This window comes from Dictyobacter formicarum, from assembly GCF_016587435.1.
The window spans coordinates 396866-409278 of the sequence record NZ_BNJJ01000002.1; the positions used below are offsets into that span (position 1 = coordinate 396866).

General features: G+C 46.7%; 9 protein-coding genes and 1 pseudogene. 2 read left to right on the forward strand and 8 right to left on the reverse strand.

Translation table 11 applies throughout. From position 1 onward, the window contains the following. Nucleotides 1-50: 50 nt before the first annotated feature. From JMI88_RS04260 to coaE, 3 genes are all read right to left on the reverse strand, one after another. Nucleotides 51-1391 (reverse strand): branched-chain amino acid ABC transporter substrate-binding protein, encoded by a 1341-nt coding sequence (locus JMI88_RS04260; protein WP_201360491.1) that lies wholly within the window; start codon nt 1389-1391, stop codon nt 51-53. A gap of 512 nt (nt 1392-1903) precedes the next feature. Next, nucleotides 1904-2938, reverse strand: coding sequence for an alpha/beta hydrolase (locus JMI88_RS04265; protein WP_201360492.1), 1035 nt, complete (start codon nt 2936-2938; stop codon nt 1904-1906). Nucleotides 2939-2959: 21 nt separating this feature from the next. Continuing rightward, nucleotides 2960-3568 (reverse strand): dephospho-CoA kinase, encoded by a 609-nt coding sequence (coaE, locus tag JMI88_RS04270; protein WP_201360493.1) that lies wholly within the window; start codon nt 3566-3568, stop codon nt 2960-2962. Between the two features lie 367 nt (nt 3569-3935). Here coaE and JMI88_RS04275 point away from each other — a divergent pair, with 367 nt between their 5' ends. After that, complete coding sequence (locus tag JMI88_RS04275) at nt 3936-5777, forward strand: tetratricopeptide repeat protein (protein ID WP_201360494.1); 1842 nt, start codon at nt 3936-3938, stop codon at nt 5775-5777. A 35-nt stretch (nt 5778-5812) separates the two neighbouring features. On the opposite strand, the gene JMI88_RS41130 is transcribed toward JMI88_RS04275, so the two are convergent. After that, nucleotides 5813-6190 (reverse strand): ABC transporter C-terminal domain-containing protein, encoded by a 378-nt coding sequence (locus JMI88_RS41130; protein ID WP_444542377.1) that lies wholly within the window; start codon nt 6188-6190, stop codon nt 5813-5815. A gap of 48 nt (nt 6191-6238) precedes the next feature. Then, nucleotides 6239-7732: pseudogene (locus tag JMI88_RS04280) on the reverse strand (ABC-F family ATP-binding cassette domain-containing protein); the annotation flags it as partial. A 303-nt stretch (nt 7733-8035) separates the two neighbouring features. Between JMI88_RS04280 and JMI88_RS04285 the strand changes: the two are divergent. Continuing rightward, entirely contained in the window at nt 8036-8707 is a 672-nt protein-coding gene (locus JMI88_RS04285) for an orotate phosphoribosyltransferase (RefSeq protein ID WP_201360496.1), read from the forward strand. Nucleotides 8708-8779: 72 nt separating this feature from the next. Here the strand turns inward: JMI88_RS04285 and JMI88_RS04290 are convergent, their stop codons facing one another. The 3 genes from JMI88_RS04290 to JMI88_RS04300 form a co-directional block, all read right to left on the reverse strand. Beyond that, nucleotides 8780-10645 carry a MutS family DNA mismatch repair protein gene (locus JMI88_RS04290; RefSeq protein WP_201360497.1) on the reverse strand — a complete coding sequence of 622 codons (1866 nt, stop codon included), beginning with the start codon at nt 10643-10645 and terminating at the stop codon, nt 8780-8782. 219 nt (nt 10646-10864) lie between these two features. Then, the gene (locus JMI88_RS04295) at nt 10865-11410 is read right to left on the reverse strand and encodes a hypothetical protein (protein ID WP_201360498.1); all 546 of its coding nucleotides are present in this window, start codon (nt 11408-11410) and stop codon (nt 10865-10867) included. 44 nt (nt 11411-11454) lie between these two features. After that, nucleotides 11455-12393, reverse strand: a complete 939-nt coding sequence (locus JMI88_RS04300; RefSeq protein ID WP_201360499.1) for an RluA family pseudouridine synthase — start codon at nt 12391-12393, stop codon at nt 11455-11457. Nucleotides 12394-12413 lie beyond the last annotated feature (20 nt).

Consider the following 12413-nt stretch of genomic DNA (forward strand, 5'->3'; position numbering starts at 1 on the left):
TTGCAAACTTTTTATCTTAAAAGATGAAAAGTTTGAATTGCTTTACCTCGTTACTGCAAGGTGCTGGTATCAATCTGCTCCAGATATTTCCAGCCATCACCTGTATTCAAATCACCAATGGTGTACAGTGAGACGAAGTGATTAGAGGTGTCGCCATTCTTGTCGAAGCTATGGTGACCGGTGACTCCGTCGTATTGGATGTTCTGTACAGCATCGATTACTGCCTGACGGAAGGTCGATGCACCACTGTCATCATTAGAATCCTTTGGTGCTGCGGCCTTTTTATCTTGAACAGCAGTCTTAATGGCCTGCAACAAAAGTTTGGCACAGTCATAACCACCAGCGCTATAAGCACCAATGGCATCTGCACCAAACTGCTTGGTGTAAGCATCAAAGAAGGCTTTTGAGGTTGATGACTGATTCGGATCAATGCCTGGGATGGATGCAAAAACTGGTCCGCCACCCAGAGGCTTAACGGCTTTAGCCAGGGCCGATGTTTTAGAACCATCACCAGCCAGGAATGGAGTATTAGACAAACCAGCGACACTCTTCATCTGCTGACGAATAGTAATACCACCTGTTGAGTCGTTACCACCAAACATGATAACATCTGGCTTCTTACCCGCAATCTCGGTCAGAATATTTTCGTACGAGTTTGTCTGTTTGATGCTGGCAGAACCAACAACTTTACCACCCAACTTCTGCCAGTAGGTAATAAAGTTCTTTGCCAGACCTACGCCATAGGCTTCGGTATCATCAATCACATAGGCGGTACGGTAATTCTTGTTTTTATATCCATACACAGCCAGTGCAGCACCCTGATACTGATCAATGGTCGCTGTGCGGAAATAGGTTACTTTCCCGGTTGGACGGAGCGCTGCAATTTTACTATTTGCACCACCACATTCAAATGCTGGAGTCTCTTTGGTCAGGCAGTCATTGGTATTTGAAGGACTGATAAGAGCAATCGGGGCCTTGTTTGTGGTTGGGATCTCAGCCAGGGCCACGCTACTATTGATTGGGCCAACAATGCCAGCCACTTGAGCATCGCCGATCAGGTCGGTCACGTTTTTCTGTCCAACGGTCGGATCGTGGGTTCCGTTGGCGCCGACATCATCTTTGGCTACCTGTACAAATTTGTAACCCGGTAAGAGGTTGGAGTCATTGGCCTCTTTAATAGCCAGTGCTACACCATCTTCCGCTGGTTTACCGGTTGAAGCATCGCCCGAAGTTGTGGGAAGCTCAGAACCAATTTTGATGGTTATAGTTTGTGTAGTGCCGCCATTACCAGTATTTGTTTGTGTGGTGCCAGCACCACACGCCGCAAGGATGCTGATAATGAGCGAGAAGCCTATCATAGAGGCTAAAATACGAGACGGAGGTCGTCGCATAATGTAGTCAGCCTGCCTTTCATCCAGTGTTTCACCTCAACAGTGAAGCACTTTCCACCTTTAGATAGATAGCTAATAAAAACAATGCAGAAAAGGGGTCACAGGTTGATGTCTAATAGTAAGGACGTTCATACCTTACAAAAATAAATACGTCACCTGAAACTCTGATCTCACCGACTTTTGTAAACTCCTTTATCAAACCTACTTGAGGCCGAGCATTACCAGTTTAGAGGTCATAAGAAGCTTCAGATGCACAACTAGCGTCGCTCTCTTAAACAAGGAAAAGAGATTGAGGGAATTATACGTACTGTCTTTTTAACTGTCAATACATATTTTTTATTGGGATTGACAGAACGCATCGATAATCAAAGCTATCGTCTCTTCTATATACTATTTGCACACAGAAAATGTAAAAAAAAGCACTTGTAACTTGTTCACAGAGACACAGCTTCAGTAGACAAGCTACAAGTGCTTTTTTAGTGCCTGGCTGCTGCCAGGCAAGCGGAAATTGATCACCCCAGATAGGCGTCAAAAAATTGATCTACACGCGTTTCATAATCAACCGGATCAACAGAAAAAGATTGTGCGTGCCCGGCTCCGTTGACAACCCAGGATTGCTTGGGGTTACCAGCCGCATTGTATAGAGCATTCATACCGCCTAGAGGCGTCTGGCTGTCAATATCTCCATTGATAAAGAAAATGGCTGTGCGCCCGCTCAGTTTGTCAACAACATCAATTGGGCGCGCCAGGGTAATATCAACTCCGTAAACCTCTTCTACAAGCTGACGATCCGCATTTCGCACCTGGTCGTTTGGTACGTCGCCTGGCACACGGGTAGCATCTACAGGACAGCTTTCGGCTATCAGCGCGCTGATATCAGTACTGCGCGCCGCCGCTAAGACCGCTGCGGTAGCACCCATTGATAGTCCTAGTACTCCTATCTTGCTATCAAGCGTGTCGGGATAGGAATGGAGAAAAGCAATAGCAGCTAAAATATCTCCAGACTCAACCATTCCTAACGTTGACATCACACCCTGACTTTTCCCATAACTTTGGAAGTCAAATAATAGCACTGTATATCCATGTTTAAAAAGAAAGGCAGCTCTCTTCACCATATCAACGCGATCACCCGGAGTTCCATGCGTTAAAATAATTACCGGTGCGTGCGGAGAAGAGATTGCCAGCCACCCGGAAATAAGATTGCCTCGTTCATTATAAAATGAGACATCAAAAACAGGTATATCTTGCACATCTTTTGCATCTGGTATTGGCTGGCTTTGGCCTGGTCGCAGTGCTCCTGTCAATTGAAATAACTCTGATTTTGTGGAACTATTCAAGGTGGAGGAGTTACCAGTGTTATGCATCTCTGCCTGTAGCGTAGATTCAGATAGCTGGCTTCTGGCCTGTACCTGCGTAGCTTGTTTTAAAGTGTTAGCGGCACTATTCGCCGGAGATACATAAACAGTGCGAATACACCAGGCAATAGTAATAACGAAAACCATACAAATACTTATGGCATATGTACGCAAAATTGACGGTCCATGCATCTTATACTCTCCACTTGTAAACTATGCAATGGAAAATTGCGAGCAGAATCTTTTAAATGCCGCTGCAACTTGCTGGTATGTAGCTTCAGAAGTACCCCTATTTTGAATTATCTCATCGACCATGGCCAGTTTAGCGGTAATATCTGGCTGAGCTTTAATACGTGCTTGAGCCTCCTCCAGACTGATAGCGTTTCTCTGCATAAGGCGTTGCATTTGCTGCTCTTCAGGACATAAGATAAGCCATTTAGCATGACAAAAAGAGCTGGAGCCGCCTTCCAGCAATTTGACTGCATCTAAAACTGCAATTCCGTGGGGGCTAACTTTTTCCAGTTCCTTTTGTATCGCTTGATGCACTTCCGGATGAACGATGCTCTCTAGTTGTTTCATTGCCTCCGGATCATGGAATACGATCGCACCTAATGCTTTACGATCTATGCTTCCATCTATAGCAACCACTTGTGGCCCAAAACATTCTGCTACCCGTATGGCAATAGGTTGATCGCGTTCATATAAACGGTGTACTAACAAGTCCGCATCAATATACCTTTCAGCCCCCAATTGCACCAACATCTGCCCAACAGACGTTTTTCCACAGGCTATATTACCAGTAATCCCTATTACATACGGCATATAGAAGTTTTTAACCTCCCTTAGATACTCTCTATTATATAGTATAAACGAATTCTTCTAAATAAGAGCATACAAATTTATACGAATGGCATCATTCTTCACGTTGGTTTCCTTACAAAAAGAATTTACCATCTCATTAATTGTACCAAAAGCCACAATGCCTCTACATTATTTTCCTTGTCCCATTCGTTTATACAACTATATAACTGAACAAAAATGCTGACACATGTACGAAATGGCCGTAGATATGCTTGATAGTAAGATAGTGCTGAATAAAAAAGACAAAAGTCCTCATTCTTTCAATATCCCTTCGCTTGATAGTGTATACTTGCGATGTAACCTTAACAACACTACTGGAAGGAATAAAATGTATTCTGGAGAGTTGACAAAAACGCCACCTGAGAAAGAGCCACCAAGGCATATAGGGCTGATTGTCGGTGTGAATCAGTATCAAGATAGTACGTTTCATCCACTACAATTCGCAGAAAATGATGCCCGGGCACTTGCTCAATGGTTGGTTAATAACAAAGGGGGTAAATGGTCGCCCCCGGATGTGCAGCTCGTACAGGGTCAACATGCCACCAGGGAACTTATTGAATCTCTGATTACACAAATATGCCTTCATAAAGCAGAGGAAGGGGATTCAATCCTGCTTTATTTTGCTGGCCACGCCTTTATTGACGAACGTACAGGCGAGGGATATCTGGCCCTGACGAATTCACGCTACCAGGACCCGAGTACCTGCTTGAGCCTTCATTCTTTTTCTCAGCATGTTCTGACCCGGAGCAAAGCCACACAAATTTTGTGTATTTTTGATTGTTTCCAGACGGGGCAGATCTGGAGTATGCGTCGTACTTCTCCCTTTGATTCCAAACCGCTATTGGGCAATTCAGTGCTTTCTATGCTACAATCGCAGCCTGATCGATTGTTTATGTGCTCGTGTCGTGGAAACGAAAATGTCCCTGAAGGCGGTGCACGTGGGTTGGGCCCTTTTATCCATCAAATGATCCTTGGTCTTTGTGGTCCGGCGGTTGATCCAGGTACAGGAGCGGTTACCTTATCCAAATTGCATGCCTACCTCTTTGGTGCCCTCGGTGAGCAGCAGCGCCCGCAACTCTTTGGGCAACAACAGGTTCCATTTAGCATTGTGGGGGATATTCCAGAGGTAGCTCCTGTCAAGCAGACTATGGCAACCAATTTCTCAGGCAGCTTTCAATCAGGCGCAGAATCACCATCCAGTAGCCTGCTTTTGAAAAAGAACATGCCTTTTGGGGCTGCCGCGTCAACAGCTACAGCGCCACCAGTACAAACATCTTCCCCATCCACATCAGGACATCTTTTGTCTTCGGTACTGGAACAACAACGTGAGCAGCAGGGACAACAAATGGTGGCCCGTGCGCAACAATTATTTCAGGCGCAAAATTATGGTGAGGCTTTTAACCTGGTAGAACAAATTCTGCAGGGAATGCCTAATAATCTGCAAGCTTTGATATTAAAGGGACAGTTGCTGGGTACCGCAGCTCGCTACACCGAAGCCCAACAGACTATCGAGCATATTCTCCAGTTGGATCCGAATAATGCGATGGGCTGGAGTATGCAAGCTGTAGTTTTAAGCAATCTGGGACAACACCAGCAGGCGCTTAATGCGGTGGAGCGCTCGCTGGAACTGGATCCTCAAAATCCGGAAACTTATGCCATTAAAAATACTATTATGAGCAATCTGGCTATGACCCAGACACAAACGACCGATCAATCCAAAAGTAAGTTCAATGCCGACGAAGCTCCTAAAAGTGCCGCGAAGAGCTTTATGCTAGGACTCTCACTCAGCATCCTTGGCATTGTCGCTGGCTTGATTGGTATTGGGCTTATGGCATTTGTCGCCTCAAGCCCCTATATCGGGCTCTTTGTCATCAGTATAGCTATAGCTATACTCTGTGTAAATGCAGCCAGAGGCGCTTTTCGCTACGGGTTTGCACTGCTAGCTGAAACCATTCTGGTCTCTGTCGTGCTCGCGGCTATCCTGGGAGCCATGTACAAAGTTGGTCAGTCATCTTTGATCCACCAGATCAATCTGCATCCGTCATTATTTATGCCTATAATGACTCTAGTAGCCTGGTTGATTATTGCTGCTGTCGTGCCACCAGTTCTGGCTCTGGGCGGCTTTATCGGCGGCTTCCCTGGGCGTCTACGCCAAAAGAAAGGCAGGTAGCATACGCTACCTGCCTGGTGGCCGTACTGGCTTTTCTAGCTGGCCATATCTGCCAACTGCTCCCATTCTTTCAACAATTCATCAACCCGTGCTCGAGCTTGCTCATAGTCTGATGAGAGCTGAGTTAATTTTTCGGCATCCGCTTCAAGTGCAGCCTGCGAAAGAGCGTCTTCTAAGGATTTCACCTGTGCCTCGGCTTTCTCTACATCCTTCTCGACATCTTCCAATGTCCGAGTTTTGACTTTTCCATTCTTTTTACCACTGGTCTTACCGGACGCCGCGGCTTTAGCTGGCGCGGCTTTAACAGGCGTCTTATTGCTGGATGTGCTCAGCACTATTTGCTGATGGCGCGTTCGGTATTCGGTGTAATTGCCCTGGTAAGGATAGAGTACCTTCCCTTCGATCGCCCACACTTTGGTGGCCAGACTATCAATAAAGTAGCGGTCGTGAGAGACGAAAAGCAGGGTTCCTTCGAATTCACTTAAAACCTCTTCCAGGAACTGACGCGATTGTAAATCCAGATGGTTGGTTGGTTCGTCCAACACCATCAAATTTGAACCCTGCAAGGTCAGTTTGGCCAGGGCTACGCGGCTTCTTTCACCACCACTCAGGCTACCAATTTGCTTGAACACATCGTCACCAGAGAAGAGGAAACGTCCTAGAAAGCTGCGGGCACCTTCTTCGCTTAATGCGCTGACCTGGCGTATTTCATCGACAATGTTGCGCTCCATGTTTAAACCAGTATGGGTCTGAGAATAATAACCAATACGCACCCCATGACCAATATGTACCTGACCATTGAGTGGAGGCAACTCTCCAATCAATGTGCGCAGCAGGGTAGTCTTACCCGTACCGTTAGGCCCAATCAGGCCAATGCGATCACCACGCAATAATTCCAGGTCCGCCACCTGGACGAGCACATTTGCTTCGTTCTCTGGTGGTCGAAACGATTTCGTGCCCTTACCATAGCCAACGGCTAATTTCTGCGTCGAAATGACCACCAGGCCGCTATCAGCAACAGGAGTGAATTCGAAGTTGAGTTCCGGCATATCTTGTGGACGGGCTACACGCTCCATCCGATCCAGCAAGGTTTGCCGACCGCGCGCCTCTCGGCTGCGCTGGCCAGCTTTATAACGTCGAATGAACTCTTCTGTATGTGCAATATAAGCTTGTTGCGCATCATACTCACGACGCCGCCTCTCCATGCGTTCTTCACGCAGTGAGAGATATTTTGTATAGTTGCCTGGATATTCCTCGATGCGCTCAAATGCTAGCTCGATGGTACGCGACACTACTTTGTCCAAAAAGTAGCGGTCGTGAGCCACAATGACCATGGCGCCTTTCCAGGATGATAAGTAGGTTTCGAGCCATTCAAGGGTGGCCAGATCTAAGTGGTTGGTTGGCTCATCAAGCAATAACACTTCTGGCTCTTGTAACAGGAGTTTTCCCAGTGCTGCACGCGTTTGCTGACCACCACTTAACTGCATAACTGGCGCGGACTGCTGGTCACGCGTGAACTCAAGCCCATCCAATACCTGATCAACTCGATTTTCATAAGTATAGCCGCCAGCGTGTTCATAACGTGCCTGCAATTGATCATAACGCTGCAACAACATCTGATGCTGATCAGTATCTGGCTGTGTCGATGACATTTCCATTGCCAGTTCACTAAGCTCTTGCTCCCACTGCCGCAGTTCTGTGAAAACCGAGAGCATCTCTTCGCGAAGACTATTATCAGGATGGAAATCTGTCACCTGTGTGAGATATCCAATGCGGGTGTTACGAGCAATAGCAACTGAGCCTTCATCAGGTTCTTCCCGTCCAGCCAAAATATTGAGCAAGGTCGACTTTCCGGCTCCATTGGGTCCAACGAGGCCGATCCTATCTTGTGGATCAATTTGAAAATTTAGGCCAGAAAATATTCTCTCTGCCCCAAATGACTTCCCTAAATTTATAACACTGATTACTGGCATATGTCTTCACCCAAATTCAAAAGCATAGTTTTATCATATACGTTTGGGCTAGCGTATCATATCAGCTTGCCCTATGCAAGAGTTCGTGCGTCCCCGGCGCTACAACCCGGAGCACCTATCGATCATACAAAATGCTTAGTACCATTTAGTGCTATTATAAATGGAGCGTAACCTATTGTAGCCAATCTCATAAGTCAGACAGCAACCAGCAAGAGGTTGGCTGAACTTATGCGATTATGATATACTTATAAAACAAATCCTTCTGCTAAGAGAAAGGATGCTGAGGTGGCGAAAGAGCAGTCTCTGGATAATCTGTGGTTGGCCCAAATACTATTCGATTTGGGAGGTGTACAATTTGGTAACTTTACGGTAAGTGAATCTGCTGTAAGTTCTCCCATTTTCGTAAATCCCAAAGTTTTAATTAGTAACCCAACCGCACTTCGTGTTGCAAGTAAGTTGATGCAACAAGAAATTAATTTAGCCCAATCATTACGTCGTCCACGTGTTCACCCCTTCTCCGTTATTGCGGGGGTCCCAGTCGGTGGACTCTTATTGGCCACAGCCTACTCATTAGAAACAAATATTCCTCTTATCTATGCACGCAGCCGTCCTGAGGGAACCGGCAAACGTGGAATAGAAGGACATTTTAAACAAGGTGATACGGCTATTATCATCGACGATCTCATCACTCGCGGTGGAAGTATCCTCGAAACGACATCGCTTCTTGAGGAAAATGGCCTGAAAGTAAAAGATGTAATCGTTCTTATTGACCGCGAACATGGCGCCGCCGAGCGTTTACGCCGTCATGGATATAATTTGATAAGCATCTTAAAGCTCGATGTAATGCTTACTCACTATATGTCGAAAGGTTTGATTACGGAAGAAACCTATCGTACATGTGCTGAGTATTTACGCGCTAAACAGGGCGAGCCACATACTGGCACACTCGGTTTATAATCACTACTTATCCAGGAAGGGCAGCAAAAATTGCTGCCCTTCCTTTTTATTTTTTAGGCCTCTCACTAATGATTAGGATGAAATCGCATCCCAGTTTATCGGCAACCCTTCCATCTGCATGATCCGTAAAGCATTACGAGTTGGACTGGGTCCTTCGCGCAACAGGTACTCAAATACCATTTGTCCATCAATAATATTCTCACGGAAATGGGCGTTTTTGATGATTGGAAAGAGCTCTGAAAGTTTGACCAGTTCGAGGTCATGGGTCGAGATGGCACCGGTACACTTCTTTTCCACCAGCGCACGCATGTATGCCTCGCTGCCAATGAGGCGTTCGTAGTTATTGGTGCCTTTAAAGATTTCGTCAATTAAGAAAAAGATGGGATAACGTGTGTTCTCATCAATGGCGTCCAATAAACTTTTCAAGCGCCGTACCTCGGCGTAGAAATACGAGTAACCATCAGCCAACGAGTCGGTTACACGTATACAGGCATAAATTTCAAATAGTGAGGCACGTAGCAAACTGGCGTTGACTACACTTCCAGCATATGACAGACAAAGATTAACACCCAGGGTCCGTAAAAAGGTACTTTTACCCGCCATGTTGGAGCCGGTAATCAGTAAAATTTCTCCATCTTCCTCCATCTGGAAGTCATTGACAACTTTGCGCTCTTTCTTGATCATTGGATGGCCCAATTCTCGGGCTTGAAAAACGGTGGCGGCTCTGGTTTGTTTGCCAGTCACAATCTCAGGGAATGTATACTCTGGATTGAGATAGGCAAAGTTAGCCAGCGAACAGATGGCTTCCAGTTCATACCAGACATCTAACCAGATAGGAAGATACTGCGCAATCAAAGCTTTGCATTGATCCAATCGATATGCGGTAATAGCTCCAATCGGTATGAGAGCATTCAGGATGGCCCAGGCTTCAGGACTGCGCGCTAGTGTGGCCAGGCTGGTGATCCGTTCCAACTGCTTTAAAAGCAGTGAGGGGCGACGATCTCCATGCTCAAAGAATGGGGCGCAAAGAGTGCGCAGGCGCGATTTTTTGGTATATGGATATTTTTCAAGATAGCTAAAAATGAATTGCAGTTGCCCAAAGGCTACTCGCTGTGTGTGCGTATCCTCAGCCAGATGGCCCTGCTCTCTTTTGGTCATCAAGTACCAGATAAATGAGGCAATCAGAGTAATGACACAAAACAGGGGCGATATGTGTTCAAAAACAAACAGCAACACCGATAGATAAAATAAGGCCACCAGTCCACATGCCACTAGTAGAGAGGAGAGGGTTTGTTTGGACTCTGCCTGCGCCTCAAGCCAGTCTAAAAGACGATCTCCGTCAACTGGGCCACTGGTAAAACGCGTTGCAAACAACGAATACAATAACAATTTATGGCGAAAGCGGGTCAATGGAATCAGTTCGCGCACCAGTGTCTGGCGATCTTGAATGATGTCGATATCAGGCTCTGGCTCTAATAGCCAATCACGCAAACGTAACGTCCCTTCTAAAGAGACGGCGGTATTTAGTAAACGGTGTAAGGAACGCTCGCCACTAATATCCAGGTCAATTTCAAAGGGATGATCTACTTCTTGCTCCTCACGTGGTGGCACTGGTGGCATACCATCCCAATTGAGATTCAATCGCGCTTGCTGGGCCTCTAACATGCGCAACCAGACTTGATAGCGCAAGACGCTTTGATTCACATTGGGTTGAAAGCGAGCCAGCAAATAAAAACCCAGGCAGGTCGCCAGTAAAAAAATAAAGCCTAGCCAATGTACGGTGGCCAGGCCAACAATGGTCAGAAAGATTCCTCCACCAACAACTCCAAGTGTCCTGACTTTATTGTTCTGGTCAAGTTGCCGGGTTTGCGCTAATCGATGCTGTATATGCTCAAGCTGTCGCTCAAGAATCTTTTGTTTTGAGAACGTTGATTCCATATATTTTTTTACCCTTAAAGGTTGATGTAAAGACACTGCTTAACATGTTCAAAAGTTAGATATCGACTCTATATACATATAAGCTTTTACAGCCATTTGGTTGCAATACAACCGATCATCCCGGAAACGTCTGTATCAGCGCATAGTATTTTGCTCCAATCCCCATCTACAATCCGTCACAGAGAACAGCGGCCAGATCAAGTATGAATCAACGTTGAGCTAAAGCGCGTTCAGCAGGCCATGGACAAAATGCGTGCTGACCGCGAGCCAATCGAATCTCTGCGTCCAGGCAACCCAGTCCTGTTGCCTGGGCCAGCCTGGCTTGTAGCGTGGTACCATGTCCCTTGGCATAACAATCGCCCACTTACTGCCTTCTCCAAGACCGCCCGGCGTAATCCTCACTGAAATATTAAAAACCGTCTCGTTGGGTAGCCGCTGTTTCCAATCAGGCATCTGCTTTAACAACGGCTCATACCGCCATTGGCTGAACAGGACCGGGTGTTCTTGTTCCTGGGGAGTACGTCGTAGCGTCAGTACCTGCCCGACAACTGCGCTCCGCTCCCACTCAGGGAAGCGCAATGAGACACTGTAGCGGTACTCATCCAAACCTGTTGCGGCGATAAAAGCGGCAAGATCTTCTAGTTGACAGCGTTTTTCAGTATCGCTTTGCCAGATTTTCACCATGGCATCCAGGCGCTTTTTTTTGTCTTCTGTACTTAATTGGGCCAATGAGCCAGTATCGGGAGGATATCCTTCAGTTCCCATTGCCGATGTACCTTTCATCATATCGATATAACCAGACTTCAGGGCTACACATTTAGCGTAAGCCAGGCTTTCCATAGTGATGGACAACTGTGTTTTAGCCAATCGCAAAGGTCTTGAGGCAGTGCAGCCCTGAAATGGCATGTGTCATTCTGGGGATAGCGCCGTAGTGCCAGACTATATGCATGCAAAAACTGTCGTGCCAGGGGAAGATTGGTTGCAGGTATATGGTCAGGTGGCGCATACATTTGATCACCAACGATGGACATCCCTGCTGCTGCAAGATGCGCCCGAATCTGATGGGTACGTCCAGTAATCGGCTGTACTTCCAGGAAAACAAACGGCTCTTCTACGGCCAGTACTTTCACCGCGGTGCTCGCTGCCTGTCCATCGGGCCCAACAATACAGCGCCTACGCTCATCAGGATCACGCTGTAAAGGGCCATCCAAAATAAATTCATCTGTGTTGGTGGCACTATAAAAATACTTGCCATCCACAGGTGTTTCCTGACCATCTGCTGAACGCCTGGTGATAGTAAATATGGTACGCGGTTGCGCCCACTCATATGCTCCTCGCGCAATGACGGCCAGGTAGCGTTTGCCGATTGTATGATCATGAAATTGCTTGATCAGGTGTCGTCGCGACCGCTCGGTGCGTGCCAGGGCGACAATGCCAGATGTATCTTTATCCAGACGATGCACCAGGCATGGGCGAGGTAACAGACCATCTTCTTTCCATAAGCGTTCAAGGCGCTTATTGCGCAACATATCTCGAATAGCAGGTGGTGCCCCGGCCCACTCGGGATCATCGGGTAGGAGAGGAGGCTGCCAATCATCACCACCTTGCTTTTCTAAATATGCCAGCACAGCATCCCACATTGTGCCATCTGAGTGTTTATAAGTAGGATGTATTACAAGCCCGGCTGGTTTATTTACAATCAGGAGGTAATGATCTTGATAAATAAGTGAGACGTCAGCAATTTCCATGCCGTGAGTATAGGTCTTTC

Excerpts from the sequence above, each read along its gene's own strand:
- JMI88_RS04260 (WP_201360491.1), bottom strand. The coding sequence starts at position 1,391 with ATGCGACGACCTCCGTCTCGTATTTTAGCCTCTATGATAGGCTTCTCG.
- JMI88_RS04265 (WP_201360492.1), bottom strand. The coding sequence starts at position 2,938 with ATGCATGGACCGTCAATTTTGCGTACATATGCCATAAGTATTTGTATG.
- coaE (WP_201360493.1), bottom strand. The coding sequence starts at position 3,568 with ATGCCGTATGTAATAGGGATTACTGGTAATATAGCCTGTGGAAAAACG.
- JMI88_RS04275 (WP_201360494.1), top strand. The coding sequence starts at position 3,936 with ATGTATTCTGGAGAGTTGACAAAAACGCCACCTGAGAAAGAGCCACCA.
- JMI88_RS04290 (WP_201360497.1), bottom strand. The coding sequence starts at position 10,645 with ATGGAATCAACGTTCTCAAAACAAAAGATTCTTGAGCGACAGCTTGAG.
- JMI88_RS04295 (WP_201360498.1), bottom strand. The coding sequence starts at position 11,410 with ATGGGAACTGAAGGATATCCTCCCGATACTGGCTCATTGGCCCAATTA.
- JMI88_RS04300 (WP_201360499.1), bottom strand. The coding sequence starts at position 12,393 with ATGGAAATTGCTGACGTCTCACTTATTTATCAAGATCATTACCTCCTG.